The following is a 15252-nucleotide window of genomic DNA, read 5'->3' as shown; positions in this document are numbered from 1 at the left end:
GCGGGAAGATGACCGATACCGGCCGTTACTTCACAATCTTGCTCGCCGGCGGCGCGGTGATGTGCACCGGCTTGTTGTAGTCGGTCAGGTTCATCACCATCGAGACGCCGCTCAGGTCGAAGGCGAGCCGGCGGATCAGGTGCGCCTTGTCCATCCACATGGAGTAGGTCAGCGCCGCCGGCACGCCGGCCGGGACCTTCTTCCCCTGGGCGGCGAGCGCCTTCGCGGTGTTGACGGTGACGTTGTACCGGTCGAGCTTCTGGCCGCCGATCGTCTCCTCGCCGGCGAACTTCGCGTCCATCAGGCTGGAGCCGAACGACTTGTAGATCTTGGTCGGGTCGCCGCCCTCGACGAGCTGCGAGAGCTGCTCGTTCGCACCGGACTTGAACTCGGCGAACTTGCCGGCCGGGGTCATCCCCGGAATCGAGACGTAGGCGGTGTTCTTGACGACGACGATCTTCGCGGTCTTGCCCTGGAAGGCCTCGCCGGTCATCTCCATCGACATCGCGACCGGGTTCGCGGTCTGGTACCCGTCCATCGTCATCAGCTTGCGGCCGTTCATCGACATCGTGCCGATGGTGTGCCACGACTTCTGCTTGCCGACGGCCGCCGTCATCGCCGGGACGAACGTGACCCGGTTCAGGTGCACGACCGGCGCGGGCTGGGCCGGCTCGGTGGTCTTGGTGGCGACCGGCGTCGGCGCGGGTGTCGTGCTCGCGGGGACCGACGGCTTGTAGCCGGTGGCCTCGGGTTTGTCGTTGCCGCAGGCGGCGAGGCCGAGGGCGAGCGGTACGACGGCCGCGGTGGCCATGGCGGCGCGGAACTTCATGATGCGTTTCCTCCCCAGGTGATGCAGACGGTGGATCTTATGGTCTGGACCGCCTGGGGAGGAAGGGTTTTGCAGCTAGTTGCAACTCAGCTTTCGCCACGCCTTACAGAAGCGAGCAGCAGTTGGGCGACGTCCTGGACCTCGACGGACTCGCGGGCCGAGCCGTCGGCCTGCTTGGCGGTGAGGCCGTCGGAGAGCATGACGCGGCAGAACGGGCAGCCGGTGGCGATCTTGTCGGCGCCGGTCTCGACGGCTTCGGTGGTGCGGTTGAGATTGATCCGGGTGCCGAGCTTCTCCTCCATCCACATCCGCGCGCCGCCGGCGCCGCAGCAGAACGACTTGGTCTGGTTGCGGGGCATTTCGGCGTACTCCGCGCCGGGGATGATGTCGAGCAGTTCGCGCGGGGCGTCGTACACCTGGTTGTGGCGGCCGAGGTAGCACGGGTCGTGGTAGGTGATCTTCTGCCCGTTGAGCGAGCTGTCGGCCGGTGCGACCGGGGTCAGCTTGCCGTCGCGGACGAGCCGGTTCAGCAGCTGGGTGTGGTGGATGACGTCGAGCTCGACACCGAGCTGGGAGTACTCGTTCTTCAGCGTGTTGAAGCAGTGCGCGCAGGTCGCGACGACCTTGCGGACCTTGGTTTCCTTGAAGACCTCGGCGTTCTGCATCGCGAGCTGCTGGAACACGAACTCGTTGCCCGAACGCCGGGCCGGGTCACCCGTACAGGTCTCGCCGTCACCCAGTACGGCGAACGAGACGCCGGCGATGTTCAGCAGTTCGGCGACTGCCTGCGTGGTCTTCTTCGCGCGGTCCTCGTACGCACCGGCGCAGCCGACCCAGAACAGGTACTCGACCTCGTCCAGCGACTCCACATCGGTACCGACCTGCTTGACCTCGAACGGCAGGTCCTTGGCCCAGTCCATCCGGCCGGACGGGTTCATGTTCCACGGGTTGCCCTTGTTCTCCAGGCCCTTGAACAGCCCGTTGAGCTCGGACGGGAACGAGGACTCGATCAGCACCTGGTAGCGGCGCATGTCCATGATCGCGTCGACGTGCTCGATGTCGACCGGGCACTGCTGCACGCACGCGCCACACGACGTACACGCCCACAACGCGTCCTCGTCGATGACCGCGACGTCCGGCGACCCGACCAGCGGCCTTTCCTGCTCGTCGAGCACCAACTGCGGCAGCGACTTGCGCTCGTCGTCGGACGAAGCCAGCAGGTACGGCGCCTTGGCGTAGGCGTGCTCGCGCAGATTCATCACCACGAGCTTCGGCGACAGCGGCTTGTCGGTGTTCCACGCCGGGCACTGCGACTGGCAGCGGCCGCACTCGGTGCAGGTGGTGAAGTCAAGCAGGCCCTTCCAGGTGAAATCCTCGACCTTGCCGACGCCGAGGGCGGCGTCCTCGTCGAGCTCGTCGATGTTCTCGAAGTCGATCGGGGCGCCGTTCACCATGATCGGCTGCAGCGGGCCGAGCGCCGAACCGCCGTCGGCCTCGCGCTTGAACCAGATGTTCGGCCACGCGGTGAACCGGTGCCACGCGACACCCATCGTCGCGTTCAGCGAGATCGTGATCATCCACGCGAACGAGATCAGGATCTTGATCATCGCGATCAGGTAGACCGCGTTCTCCAGGCCGTGCTCGCTCAGCCCGCCGAACAGGCCGGTCCCGATGAAGAACGTCATCGGGAAGTGGAACTTCTCCTGATCGCCCAGCTGGTACTCGAGCCCGCGCAGCAAAAGGATGCAGACCAGTACGCCGAGGATCGTGTACTCGACGTAGTACGCCTGCCAGGCGCGCGAACCGTAGAACCGGCTGTACCGGCCCTCCGAACCCTTCGGCAGATGTGCCAGCCGGTACCCGATCAACCCGACGATCGAGACCAGGCCGGTCCAGGTCAACGCCTCGCTGACCCACTCGAACACGAACCAGTGACCGATCACCGGCAGCGCCCAGTGCGGATCGAACAACTGCCCGAACGCGGTCACCAGCGTCAGGAACAGCCCGATGAACCCGAACGCGACGAACCAGTGCATCACCCCGATATGACTCCACTGCAACATCCGGGTGTGCCCGAGGCTCTCCTTGACCAGGGTCACGGTCCGCTTACCCGGGTCGTTCGTCCGCCCGGCCGGCTGCCCGAGCTTGATCACGGACACCATGTGCCCGATCGTCTTGCCGAACAGCGCCACGGCGACAAGCGTCACCGCGAGCGAGACGACGATGGCGAGGATCTGCATACCAGCGATGTTATTGGTTGGTTACTCGTCAGTCATGTCGATGCGGCCCTCATCACGCCCGCGTGTTCTGTGTCACCCGGACCTCAGACACTCACTAAACGCCGTCGTCCGGTTGAGCGCACGCTCAAGCGGGCGGCGCCGGAGGGTGCCGGCGGAGGTTGGTGAGTGTGGGAGGTCCGCCTCAGTCGAGGAGACGGGCGAGACGGGCGCCGACCGCGGCGCGGCGGGGGTCTTCCGCGGGCAGCCCGACAGCGAGGGCCTCGAAGATCTCCAGGTCCTCGGCGGCGGTGGGGGTTTGGGCGTAGCGCCAGAGGAGGTCGGGGTCGTGGAGGTCGAGGACTGCGCGGCGGAGCGTGGCGTCGAGTTCGTCGCGTTCGGCGCGGAGGGCGGGGGCGTCGGAGCGGGCGAGCAGCGGACCCGCGTACAGGTCCAGCGCCGCCGGCAGGTCGCCGTTGCGGAGGGCTGTTTGTACTTCGGTGACGTCGCCGGTCACGTCCGCGACGATCCGGTACGGCTTGGTGTCGAGAACGCCGTCGCCCAGCAGGTTCCGGAGGCGGTGCATCTCGGCGCGGACCGTCGTCGGGTTGCCCTCGTCGCCGTACAGCTGGAGCATCAGCTGCTCCGCGGTCAGGCCTGTCGGCTGCAGTAATAGCAGTGCGAGTACTTCGGCCCGCCGCAGTGTCAGTGCGATCTCCCGGCCGCCGACGACCGCGATCGGCTGCCCTGAGCCGAGGAGCTTCAGCCGGAGGGTCTGGCGCGCGCGGCGTACCGGCGTACCGGGCATTCGCAGCAGGTAGCCCTCGTCGAGGCGTTCGACGAGTCCCTCACGACCGTCGCCGAGGTCGATCCGGTCGGCGCCGTCCGGTACGACGAGACGGTCGGGCAACCATTCGAGCGGTTGGACCGCGAGGACCCGGCCGGTCGGCGTGAGCAAGGCGCCCGGGGCATCGCCGAGCGCCATCAGGTGCCGCATGTTGCGGGCGCGGAGCATCTCGTCGGCGGCGGCCATCCGGACCTTCAGCTGTCCCTCGGCGAGCTGGGCCGCGGCGGTCACCAGCGCGACCATCGCGGGATGGACGGTCCGCAACGGGCCGGAGACGTCGACGGCGCCGAGCAGTTTGCCGGTGTCCGGGTCGTGCACGGGCGCGGCGGCGCAGGTCCATTCGTGGATCCGCCGGACCAGGTGTTCGGCGGAGTGGATCTGGACCGGTCCGCCGACGGCGAGCGCCGTACCCATGCCGTTGGTCCCGATCTGGTCCTCGGACCACACCGCGCCCTCGGACAACGCGATCCGGTCCGCGGTGCGCTTCACATCGGCGGCGCCCTCGCGCCACAGGATCATGCCGCGCGCGTCGGTGATGATCATGATGTGCGAGGCCTCGTCGGCGATCGACGTGAGTGTCTGCCGGAGCACCGGGAGCACGGCGCGCAGCGGATGGTTCTCGCGCAGCTCCTCGACCATTTCCTGCTCGAGGATCATCGGCGGAAGGTCGAGGTCCGGGTCGACCGCGGCGGCCAGCGAACGTTCCCAGGACGCGGCAACGAGTGGACGCGGTTCGGCCCCGGCGCGACCGCCGCCGAGCACGTCGTCGTACACCCCACTCAACCGCCGGGCCTGCTCCGGTCCGTCCATACAACCTCACTTGGTGCAACGTCGATGCAACGTCACGGTCCTTAGGTTCGGTCCAACGCCATATCCGTTGGAGGACCAATGACGATCTTCGCAGCTCCCGGGCAGGATGGCAGCCCGGTCGCATACAAATCGCGCTACGAGCACTACATCGGTGGCGACTGGGTGCCGCCGGTCAAGGGCGGGTACTTCGAGAACCCGACTCCGGTGACGGGTGAGAACTTCACCGAGATCGCGCGCGGTACGGCCGAGGACGTCGAGGCCGCGCTGGACGCCGCGCACGGCGCCGCGCCGGGCTGGGGCCGGACCTCGCCGGCCGAGCGCGCGAACATCCTGAACAAGATCGCTGACCGGATCGAGGCCAACCTCGAACTGCTCGCGGTCGCCGAGACCTGGGACAACGGCAAGGCCGTCCGCGAGACGCTGGCCGCCGACATGCCGCTGGCGATCGACCACTTCCGGTACTTCGCCGGCGCGCTCCGGGCCCAGGAGGGTTCGGTGTCGGTGATCGACGACGACACGATCGCGTACCACTTCCACGAGCCGCTCGGCGTGGTCGGGCAGATCATCCCGTGGAACTTCCCGATCCTGATGGCGGTCTGGAAGCTGGCGCCGGCGCTGGCGGCCGGCAACGCCGTCGTCCTCAAGCCGGCCGAGCAGACCCCGGCGTCCATCCACGTGCTGATCGAGCTGATCGCGGACCTGCTGCCGCCGGGCGTGGTGAACATCGTCAACGGATTCGGCGTCGAGGCCGGCAAACCGCTTGCCTCCAGCAACAGAGTGGCCAAGGTCGCGTTCACTGGTGAGACCACGACCGGCCGGCTGATCATGCAGTACGCGTCCGAGAACATCATCCCGGTGACGCTCGAGCTCGGCGGCAAGAGCCCGAACGTGTTCTTCGCCGACGTCGCCGCGTCGCGGGACGACTTCTACGACAAGGCGCTCGAGGGCTTCACGATGTTCGCGCTGAACCAGGGCGAGGTCTGCACCTGCCCGTCGCGGGCGCTGATCCAGTCGTCGATCTACGACTCGTTCCTGGCCGACGCCACGGCGCGGACGCAGGCGATCAAGCTCGGCAACCCGCTGGACACCGACACGATGATGGGCGCGCAGGCGAGCAACGACCAGTACGAGAAGATCCTGGCCTACATCGCGATCGGCCGCGAGGAGGGCGCCCGGGTGGTCACCGGCGGCGCTCCGGCCGACCTCGGCGGCGACCTGGCCGGCGGGTACTACATCCAGCCGACGATCTTCGAGGGCGACAACAAGATGCGGATCTTCCAGGAGGAGATCTTCGGCCCGGTCGTCTCGGTCACCCGGTTCGACGATTACGCCGACGCGATGAAGATCGCCAACGACACGCTGTACGGCCTCGGCGCGGGCGTCTGGTCGCGGGACATCAACACGGCGTACCGGGCCGGCCGGGAGATCCAGGCCGGGCGGGTGTGGACGAACAACTACCACGCGTACCCCGCGCACGCCGCGTTCGGCGGGTACAAGAACTCCGGCATCGGCCGGGAGAACCACAAGATGATGCTCGACCACTACCAGCAGACCAAGAACCTGCTGGTCAGCTACAGCCCTTCGAAGCTCGGGTTCTTCTGAGTGGCCGAGAAGGTTCTGCTCACCGACGAGGCGGCGCAGTGGTTGCGCCGTCTCACCGGGATGCACGGTCCGCTGATGTTCCACCAGTCCGGTGGTTGCTGTGACGGCAGTTCGCCGATGTGCTATCCGGACGGGGAATTTCGAACGGGGTCGGCGGACGTGCATCTCGCTGACCTGGTCGTCGAGGGCGTGGACAAGCCGATCGGTTTCTGGATGTCGGCGAACCAGTACGAGTACTGGAAGCACACCCAGCTGACCGTCGACGTGGTGACAGGCCGCGGCAGCGGATTCTCGGTGGAGGCCCCCGAAGGTATCCGCTTCCTGATCCGCTCCCGCCTGTTCACCGACCAAGAGTCCGCCGAGCTCGGACTCCTCTGAACGAGTGCCGTCCGTCCGGTGGCGTTGCCGGGCGGCCGGCACTCCCTGTCCTGTTGACAGATCCTCACCGCGGCGGAAGGCTGTTTGGCAAAGATCTTTCGGAAGTGTTGCCGCTTCGTTCGAGGTGACTCGGCTATGAAGCCCGTCCGCTTGGTGCTGGCCGGTGTGGTTGCGGCGGTTTCGGTCCTCGTTGTCCCGTCCGGCCCTGTCGTGGTGGCCGGTGGGCCGGCGCGGGATGCGTTGGTGCGGCTGGTCGGTCAGCGGTACGCCGATCAGGTCGTCCTCGAGACGCTCGACCGCGGCACCGGGAAGGACTTCTTCCGGGTCGGCTCGGCCGGCCGGAAGGTGCTGATCGGCGGTACGACGCCCGCGGTCCAGCTGACCGGTTTCGGTTGGTACCTGCGGCACGTGGCGCACGCCGACATCGAGCTCGAGGGTTCGCAGCTGAACCTGCCCGTACGGCTCCCGCTCCCGGCGCAGCCGACGGAGCAGCGGGCCGCCGTCGACAACCGGTTCGCGTTGAACGACACCAACGAGGGGTATGCCGGCCCGTATCTCGACTGGCCGCAGTGGCAGCACCGCATCGACGTACTCGCGCTGCACGGCATCAACCAGGTCCTCGTGTACGAAGGGCAGGAGGCCGTCTACGAACGGGCTTTCCGGAAGTTCGGGTACACCGCTGACGAGCTCCGCGCGTGGATCCCGCAGCCGGCACACCAGGCCTGGTGGCTGCTGCAGAACGAGTGCTGCCTCGGCAGTCCGATCTCGCAGCAGCTCATCGACCGCCGTACCGTGCTGGGCCGGCAGCTGGCCGACCACCTGCGCGAGCTCGGCATGGTGCCGGTGCTGCCCGGGTACTTCGGCACCGTCCCGCCAAGCTTCGCCGCCAAGAACCCGGGCGCGAAGACTGTGCCGCAAGGCAAGTGGGACGGGCTCGCCAGGCCGGATTGGCTCGACCCGACGAACCTCCTCTTCGCAGAGGTAGCCGCTGAGTTCTACCGCGTTCAGACGGACCTGTTCGGGCCCAGCACGATGTACAAGATGGACCTGCTGCACGAGGGCGGTACCGCGGGCGACGTGAGCGTTCCGGACGCCTCCCGCGCGGTCCAGAACGCTCTTGAGGCCGCACACCCGGGCGCGATCTGGGCGATCCTCGGCTGGCAGAAGAACCCGCTGCCGGCCACGCTGCAGTCCATCGACCGCTCGAAGATGCTGGTCGTCGACGGCATCTCCGAGGCAGCGAACATCACCGACCGCGACAAGGACTTCCTCGGTACGCCGTACGCGTTCGGCACGATCTGGAACTTCGGCGGCCACTCGAACCTCGGCGCTTCACTGCCCGCGTGGAACGAGAAGTTCCATGCCTGGCTGGCCAAACCCGGTACGGCGCTGAACGGGATCGCGCTGATGCCCGAGGCGATCGACAACAACCCGGCCGCGGTCGCGTTCTTCACCGACCTGGCGTGGGAGAGCCAACCGGTGGACGTGCAGCAGTGGTTCACCGACTATGCCACCAGCCGTTACGGCTCGGCTGATCCGCACGCGGTGGCGGCTTGGCGCATCCTCGGCAGCACCGTCTACAGCTGGCCTGCGGGCGCGGACAGCAAGCACCCGACCGGACTGTTCGACTACGAGCCCAGCCTGGCAGTTACCGGTACGGCGATTCCGTACGACCCCGCGGCATTCCGCCAGGCGCTCGGCGAGCTGCTGGCGGTGCCGCCCGCGCTGCGACGAAGTACGGCGTACCGGTACGACCTGGTTGATGTGGCCCGGCAGGTGATGGCCAATGACAGCCGGACGTTGTTGCCGCGCATCTCGGCTGCCTATCAGGCGCGTGACCTTGGGCAGTTCCGGAAGCTGACCGCCGATTGGTTGCAGCGGCTCGAGCTGCTCGACGACCTGCTCGGCACGGACGACAACTTCCTCCTGGGCTCGTGGCTGGCCGGTGCGACGGCACAGGCCGCCAACCCGGAGGAGGCGGCCGCACTGCGGTACGACGTACGCACCCTGATCACCGACTGGGCCGCTGCGGCGACACTGCAGGACTATGCGCGCAGGGAGTGGAACGGGCTCGTCGGGGACTACTACGCGGGTCGCTGGCGTACGTACTTCGCTGCGCTCGACACTGCTCTGTCTACTGGTCAGCCGCCGGCTCCCGTCGACTGGAAGGCTTACGCGGAGCAGTGGGCGCACACGGACACGCAGCACGCGGCCACGGAGCGCGGGGACGCTTACCAGTTGGCCTCGCGCATTCCTCAAATGATTAAGGGGTTTCCGGGGATCAGCCGTGCGTTGACCTCGTGTGGTGTGCCGTCTACATGGACGGTTGTGAGGTCGAGGTAGCCGCTTTGGCATGCGAGTGTGAGAGTGCCGGAGGTATAGGTGGCGGTGGTCCAGCCGGTGTTGGTGACGAACGGGAAGCTCCACGCGTCTGCTTGGCGAGCCAGCTTCATGGGGGCGAACGTGATCGTGTTGGTGATCGCGTTGTGGCGGTAGCCGGTCAGGGCCTCCAGGACGGACCAGCCGGCGGCGTTGCGGATGTAGTGGTCGCCGCATTCGATCGGGTTGAACGGGTTGCGGCGGGTGCCGTCGTACCTCGCCCAGAGGCCTTGCAGGACGGACATTCCCTCGTCCGCGAGGCCTTCGTACAGGCAGTGCGCGGCGACCTGGTACTCCGAGCCGGTCCACACCTCGTCGCAGTACCGGGTGGGTACCTCGGGGCGTCCACCGTGCGGCCAGGTGCACATCAGCAGGCCGGTGTCGTCTCCGTCGGCGAAGACCCGGTACGGGTGCTCGAAGTCGTGGAAGCCCGCCCGCAGGTTGTGCCGTACGACGTTGCGCAGCGCCGTACGGACGTGGTCCTCCGGGAGGATGTAGCCGAGGTCCAGTTGGTGTGCCCACCACTGGCCGACCAGCTGGTCCGCGAGGCAACCGTCTCCCCACTGGAAGTCACGGGTCTCGTCCGGGTCGAGGATCTGGCGGTAGTACTCGCCTGTGAAGAGCAGTTCGTCGTACGCCGTGCTGCCCGTCTCGAAGAGGGTCCTGTAGTGCTTCGGGTCCTCACCTAGTAGGAGCGCCATCTCTTCGGCTGAGCGGAGTGCGGCCAGCCAGAGCGTGCCCATGAACGAGTTGACGCCGCACAGGTCGATGTCGTGGGTGCTGGGCTGGATGCCTCGGAGTACGTCGTTGCGCAGCCACTTGGTGTGGATGTGGTCGAGGAGGCGTACGACGTTCGGCCAGCGGTGCCGGAGCCAGTCGAGGCCGGCGCCTTGGCGTACCTCTCGGTACGTCTTGAGCACTGTGCCGAGCATGCCGTCGAGGGCAGGCTCTTCCGGGCCGCCGATCACCACGTCCCAGAGTTGCTTGAAGTAGAGCGGGGCGCGGACGCGGTGCGGGATGTAGCCCTCGGGGGCCTGCATGACGTCGTACTCGGTGTCGCGCATGTTCTGTTCGAGCGATGGGAAGAGGCGGGAGAGGGTCTGCTCGTAGTTCCAGACGTGGGTGCAGTTGAGCGGACACGAACCGCCGTACCGGCCGCCCCACATGACGGTGGACGCACCCAGGACGCCTTCGAAGCCGAGCACGTCGCCTTGGGCGGTTCGGAAGACGGTTGGGGTTCGGATGTCGGCCGCCAGTGCCGCGATGCGCGCGCCGGTCTCACCGGGAAGCGTGCTGTTGTCGAACGCTGCCGTCCACTGGGTGGTTCGGTGCTCGAGCTCGTCCCAGTTCTCGATGAAGTACTCGGCTGCGGCGACGGCGTCCGGTGTACGGCGCGTGTACGCGTTGCCGAGCCAGAACCGGCTGTGGCCGTAGTCAGGGTGTGGGCCGAACTGGTTGAAGTCGACATATCGGTTCGGGAAGTGCCAGGCGATGAGGAACCTGAACTGCTTGCTCTCACCAGGCTCCAGCTGAAACGGTACGGCGAGCCCGCCGTTCCACGTGCTGCCCGGTGCACTCGCCCCACTCGCTGCCGTCACCGGCCCGTTGAGAAAAGCAACAAACTCCTCCGGCCGATTCCACTGCGGGTGAACGAACGCCTCACCGTCAGCAGCAAGCACTACCTGGCCAGCCCCCGGATGGTCACCGGACAGGCTGCCATTCTCAAACACCACCGAGGTCCAGTCGGCTTTCCGGACACGATTGGTGTTGCCGCCGTACAGGCTGCAGGACGTGCCGTTGATCGGTGTGATGCCGTCCCAGCCGACGGTGTTCTGGAGCGCGGCGGCCAGTTTGCCATGGAGTGCGATCGGCCCGGGGTTGTGCAACGTGAAGGTGAATCCGACCACCGGCTGGGAGCTCGCCGCGGCATCGCCCGGCACCAACGGGTTGAAGACGTCGAGGCTCAGCTCGATAGGTAGGTCCGTCTCGTACTCCACACGTGCCTGGGGATAGGTAGCGGTCACCTTGGTCGGACCGATCGGACGGATCACGTCGTACAGCTGCTGCTCGCTGACAGGTACTACGTCGTCCGTGACCAGCGGCGTGTTGGACGGCGTCAACGGAGGACCTTGGAGAAGACGTACTTCGTCCAGCGGCGGTTCCACGCGGGACAGGCGCAGTGCGAAGAAGCTGTCCGGCACATGCGCTTCGTGGTTGCCGACGTTGTGCAGCTGCCACTGGCGGAGCGCACCGTTGCCGGCCAGCGCGACAGTGCCGGTGCCCAGACCTCCCAGCGGCATGGCGAAGTGTCGACGGTTGTCATCGGTGTAGTGCATGTTTCTCCGTCCCATAGAAGGTCGCCGTTCCAGCAGAAGCGAACAACGCCACCGGACCGGGGGCGAGGAGTAGTAGAGACGCCGTCACCGATGTCCCGAGCAAGAAGTCAACAAACGCGAGCGCCAGCACCCCGAGCGGCACAAGCGGAGCCCGTGCAACCAGCTGCAACGCGGTGAACCACAGCTGCTTCCCACGCAACCGTCCGCTCACACGCAGACTGAACGCGTAGCAGGAGGCGAGTAGTAGCAGCACACTCGCACACCCACTGACAGCCAGCGGAAGCACGAACATCACCCCGGCTCGCCAGCCGAAGTACAACTGCCAGTTCAGCAACCCCACCGCAACCACAACGCCCGGCACCACCCCCACTTGCAAGCCTGCAAGTGCATGCCTCCGCAGGTTCTTGAGGAGTAGTTGGACCCCACCGCGTTCCTCCAGCACCACCGCGTCCGTCGTCGCCACAACGGCGCCCCACACGGGAGAGACGACCAACGCACTTACCAGAACGGTCAGCGGTGTCAGCCCAGGACTGAGTAGAACGACGAGCCCGGCAGAGGTGCAGACAAGTACGCCGGCGGTTGCGAGCAGCGGCAGTTCGTACCAGAGCGCCTTGAAAGCTGCAGGTAGGTGATCGGTCATGCGCGGAGGCCTGTGGTGGCGATGGACGAGATGAACGAGCGTTGGAAGATCAGGAACAGCACGAGGATCGGCAGCACCACCAGGGTGATCGCTGCGAACAGCACCACTGCGGGCCCACCTCCGACTGCGCCCTGCAGCGACACCAGGCCAACAGGAAGCGTCATCTTCTCCGGGGTCGAGAGGAAGATGTACGGCCAGAAGAAGTTGTTCCACGACGCCTCGAACACGAAGATGCCCAGCGCGGTCAACCCGGGTCGCGCCAACGGCAGGATCACCCGGAACAGGATCCAGAAATGCCCCGCGCCGTCCATGATCGCCGCCTCGTCCAGCTCGCGCGGAATCGACGAGATGTACTGCCGCAGGAAGAAGATCCCGAACACGTTGACCAGCGCCGGCAACCAGATCGCCACCGTGGTGTCCACGAGATGCAGCCAGCGCATCATGATGAAGATCGGTACGACGGTCAACTGCACCGGTACCACCAAAGCGGCCAACAGGACCGAGAAGATCTGGTCCCGCCCCGGAAACCGCAACCGGTTGAACGCGTACGCCGCGAGCGCACTCGTGAACAATGCGCCTGCAGTCGTGATCACCGCGATCTGCACACTGTTCCACGCCATCCGCGCGAACGGAATCAGCCCCGGCACCTGCTGGAAGTTCTGCAAGGTCGGCGGATGCGGAATCCACCGCGGCGGCAACTGGAACGCGTCGATCGGCTCCGACAACGCGTTGACGATCAGCCACACCAACGGCGCGATCATCACGATCCCACCGAGCACGAGCACGAGGTCGAGCAACTTGCCCTTCATTGGTGCACCCAGCGCCGCGAAAGCCGGAACTGCAGTCCGGTGACGATCATGATCACCACGAACAGCACCAGCGAGAGCGCAGCGGCGTACCCGACCTCGAAGGACTGGAAGCCCTTCTCGTAGGTGTACTGCACGATGCTCCGCGTCGCACCGTCCGGGCCGCCCTGAGTCATGATCACCATCGGATCGAAGATCTGGAACGCTCCGATGAACGTGATCACGGTCGCGAAGAAGATCGTCGGCGACATCACCGGCAGCGTCACGCTCCAGAACCGCCACCACGCGTTCGCGCCGTCGACCCGGGCCGCCTCGTGCAGTTGCGCCGGTACGGTCTGCAGACCGGCCAACAGGATGATGAACGTGTACCCGATCGTGTGCCACCAGTCGACGACGATCAGCGAGGGCAACGCCCACGTCGGCGACGCCAGCCAGTTCGTGGTGGCCGAGAGGTAGTAGTTGACCAGCCCGAACGTCGGGTCGAGGACGTACTTCCAGATCAGCGCAACCGCCGCCCACGAGACCAGGAACGGGAAGAAGTACGCCGTACGGACGAAGTACTTCGTACCGCGCGTCATCGTCCGGTGGACGCCGAGCGCGAGCAGCATGCCGAGGCCGATGTGCGTGACCACCGACGCCAGCGCGAACACGAACGTGTTGACCACCGCGCGGATCGTCGCGCCGTCGGTGACCAGCTTTTCGAAGTTGTCGAGGCCCGCGAACTCCGGAGTACTCAACAGATCCCAGTGGAACAGGCTGAGTCCGAAGGCGGCGAGCAGTGGCAGCGCGACGAAGACGACGAAGAGCAGAACGGCGGGACTGATGAAGAGGTAGCCCGGCAGCCAATCACGACGTTGGGGTTTCAGACCAATCCCTCCAGCGTCGTCTGCGCCTTGCCGAGTGCGTCGGCGGCCGCGGCGTTACCGGTCAGGACCTGCTTCCAGCCGTCCTCGATCACCTTCTGCACCGCGGCGCCCTTGTCCGGCGACGGGATCGGTGTCGCGTAGCTCAGCGCCTGGTACAGGTACTCCGTTCCGGACGGGGCGTCCTCGAGGAACGACTGGCTGTTCGCGATCGACTTCCGGGCCGGGACGATCGTGCCGCCGAGCTGCGCGAACGTCGACGACCCTTCCTTGGAGATCAGGAACTTGATGAACGTCCAGGCGTCGTCCTTCTTCTTCGACGCCTTCAGGATCGGGTACCCGTTCCAGCCGACCGGTGAGCCCTGCTGGACCTTCACCGGCCACGGCACGATGCCCATCTTCGCCGTCGCCTTCAGGTTCCGGATGCTGATGATCGGCCAGCGCCCGCCGCCGAACATGGCCAGCTTGCCCTGTGCCGCCGCGGTCGTCGCGTCGAACGTGCCACCCGGCGGTGGCGACAGCTTGTCCGCGACCAGCTTCCGGTTGAACTCGGCGGCCTCGATCACGCGCGGGTCGTCGTACGTCGGCTTCGACCAGTCCTCGCTGAAGCTGCTGGTCCCGTTGGTCAGCAGCCACGGCATGATCGCCGCGAAGTACTCCGGTCCCGCGGCGTACCCGAACGCGCCGGTCTTGGCCTTGATCTGCTCGCACGCGTGCCGGAAGTCGTCCCAGGTCCACTTCGGCGTCGGCGCCGGTACGCCGGCCTTGGCGAACAGGTCCTTGGAGTACCACATGCACATCGTGTTGAACTCACCCGGCAGGTAGTACGTCTTGCCGTCGGTGGAGGCGTACTTCTTGTCCCACTCGATCAGGTTCGGGTCCATGTCGGCGTAGTACTCGTCGATCGTCGACTGATCCTTCTTGATGTAGTCGTCGAGCGGCGCAAGCAGGCCCTTGGACGCGAACAGCCGCTGGCCCTCGGTGGCGATCTGGATGACGTCGGGTACCTGGCCGCCGGCGATCCGGGTGGACAGCTTGTTGAAGAAGTCGCCCCAGTTCGACAGCGGGATGCCCTCGGCCTTGAGCTTGATCTCCGGGTGCTGCTCGGAGAACTTCGCGAACAGCTTGTTCCAGGTCGCCTGCTGCTCCGCCGTGCCCATGTAGACGAACGACAGCTCTTTCGACGACGCGCCGCCGCCACCGCTCCCGCCGCCACCGCAGCCGGCCAGCGCGGCGGCCATCGCCGTACCGCCGGTGGCCTGAAGGAACCGTCGCCGACTCAGCAAAGCCATGGTGGACCTCTCTAGGCGGGAAATCGATTTCTCGGCAGCATAGTCCCGGCCGCCGAAACGGTGTCAAGATCGCGCGACGGGAAACTCAGGGGGAATCCTTCACGGCCGTCACAGCGCACCGTGACCGCGTGATCACGCGGGAAATCCGCCCGGACCGGGGCAGCTGTCATGGATTTCCCCATGACATTTGTCAGTGGTCCGATCGCTGGCATCCGTACCGGCGCGCGACGCACGATGCGAACACCCCCAAATCA

Annotated in this window: 11 protein-coding genes; 3 read left to right on the top strand and 8 right to left on the bottom strand. The window is 66.4% G+C overall.

Features of this window, described 5'->3' with window-relative positions; genetic code table 11:
• Positions 1-25: 25 nt before the first annotated feature.
• The 3 genes from FB475_RS14010 to FB475_RS14000 form a co-directional block, all read right to left on the bottom strand.
• Entirely contained in the window at positions 26-829 is an 804-nt protein-coding gene (locus FB475_RS14010; RefSeq protein ID WP_141856118.1) for an SCO4651 family lipoprotein, read from the bottom strand.
• Positions 830-915: 86 nt separating this feature from the next.
• A complete protein-coding gene (locus tag FB475_RS14005; RefSeq protein ID WP_141856116.1) occupies positions 916-3069 on the bottom strand; it encodes a (Fe-S)-binding protein in 2154 nt (717 codons plus the stop codon).
• A 181-nt stretch (positions 3070-3250) separates the two neighbouring features.
• Positions 3251-4702, bottom strand: a complete 1452-nt coding sequence (locus FB475_RS14000) for a helix-turn-helix domain-containing protein (RefSeq protein WP_141856114.1) — start codon at positions 4700-4702, stop codon at positions 3251-3253.
• Positions 4703-4780: 78 nt separating this feature from the next.
• On the opposite strand from FB475_RS14000, the gene adh reads away from it, so the two are divergent.
• The 3 genes from adh to FB475_RS13985 all read left to right on the top strand — a co-directional run bounded on the left by adh (position 4781) and on the right by FB475_RS13985 (position 9025).
• Complete coding sequence (gene adh, locus FB475_RS13995; protein WP_141856112.1) at positions 4781-6304, top strand: aldehyde dehydrogenase; 1524 nt, start codon at positions 4781-4783, stop codon at positions 6302-6304.
• Positions 6305-6682, top strand: a complete 378-nt coding sequence (locus FB475_RS13990) for a DUF779 domain-containing protein (RefSeq protein ID WP_141856110.1) — start codon at positions 6305-6307, stop codon at positions 6680-6682. It begins immediately after the preceding gene.
• Between the two features lie 135 nt (positions 6683-6817).
• Positions 6818-9025 (top strand): alpha-N-acetylglucosaminidase, encoded by a 2208-nt coding sequence (locus tag FB475_RS13985; RefSeq protein ID WP_141856108.1) that lies wholly within the window; start codon positions 6818-6820, stop codon positions 9023-9025.
• Here the strand turns inward: FB475_RS13985 and FB475_RS13980 are convergent.
• From FB475_RS13980 to FB475_RS13960, 5 genes are all read right to left on the bottom strand, one after another.
• Complete coding sequence (locus tag FB475_RS13980) at positions 8938-11397, bottom strand: GH116 family glycosyl-hydrolase (protein WP_141856106.1); 2460 nt, start codon at positions 11395-11397, stop codon at positions 8938-8940. The two genes, FB475_RS13985 and FB475_RS13980, sit on opposite strands and share 88 nt — an antisense overlap.
• Positions 11381-12037, bottom strand: a complete 657-nt coding sequence (locus FB475_RS13975) for a hypothetical protein (RefSeq protein WP_141856104.1) — start codon at positions 12035-12037, stop codon at positions 11381-11383. The genes FB475_RS13980 and FB475_RS13975 overlap by 17 nt, the downstream gene beginning before the upstream one ends.
• Positions 12034-12846 carry a carbohydrate ABC transporter permease gene (locus FB475_RS13970; RefSeq protein WP_141856102.1) on the bottom strand — a complete coding sequence of 271 codons (813 nt, stop codon included), beginning with the start codon at positions 12844-12846 and terminating at the stop codon, positions 12034-12036. Before FB475_RS13970 ends, FB475_RS13975 begins: the two co-directional genes overlap by 4 nt.
• Positions 12843-13580 carry a carbohydrate ABC transporter permease gene (locus tag FB475_RS13965; protein WP_238332136.1) on the bottom strand — a complete coding sequence of 246 codons (738 nt, stop codon included), beginning with the start codon at positions 13578-13580 and terminating at the stop codon, positions 12843-12845. Before FB475_RS13965 ends, FB475_RS13970 begins: the two co-directional genes overlap by 4 nt.
• Positions 13581-13705: 125 nt before the next feature.
• Positions 13706-14998, bottom strand: coding sequence for an ABC transporter substrate-binding protein (locus tag FB475_RS13960; protein ID WP_141856098.1), 1293 nt, complete (start codon positions 14996-14998; stop codon positions 13706-13708).
• Positions 14999-15252: the final 254 nt, after the last annotated feature.

Origin of the sequence: Kribbella jejuensis (assembly GCF_006715085.1) — a bacterium.
Lineage (GTDB): Bacteria > Actinomycetota > Actinomycetes > Propionibacteriales > Kribbellaceae > Kribbella > Kribbella jejuensis.
The sequence above is the reverse complement of the archived record's forward strand: the minus strand, read 5'-3'. Positions and strand labels throughout refer to the sequence as shown.

Coding starts and splice junctions, on each gene's coding strand:
- FB475_RS13960 (WP_141856098.1), bottom strand. CDS start 14,998: ATGGCTTTGCTGAGTCGGCGACGGTTCCTTCAGGCCACCGGCGGTACG.
- FB475_RS13975 (WP_141856104.1), bottom strand. CDS start 12,037: ATGACCGATCACCTACCTGCAGCTTTCAAGGCGCTCTGGTACGAACTG.
- FB475_RS14005 (WP_141856116.1), bottom strand. CDS start 3,069: ATGCAGATCCTCGCCATCGTCGTCTCGCTCGCGGTGACGCTTGTCGCC.
- adh (WP_141856112.1), top strand. CDS start 4,781: ATGACGATCTTCGCAGCTCCCGGGCAGGATGGCAGCCCGGTCGCATAC.
- FB475_RS13970 (WP_141856102.1), bottom strand. CDS start 12,846: ATGAAGGGCAAGTTGCTCGACCTCGTGCTCGTGCTCGGTGGGATCGTG.
- FB475_RS14010 (WP_141856118.1), bottom strand. CDS start 829: ATGAAGTTCCGCGCCGCCATGGCCACCGCGGCCGTCGTACCGCTCGCC.
- FB475_RS14000 (WP_141856114.1), bottom strand. CDS start 4,702: ATGGACGGACCGGAGCAGGCCCGGCGGTTGAGTGGGGTGTACGACGAC.
- FB475_RS13985 (WP_141856108.1), top strand. CDS start 6,818: ATGAAGCCCGTCCGCTTGGTGCTGGCCGGTGTGGTTGCGGCGGTTTCG.
- FB475_RS13980 (WP_141856106.1), bottom strand. CDS start 11,397: ATGCACTACACCGATGACAACCGTCGACACTTCGCCATGCCGCTGGGA.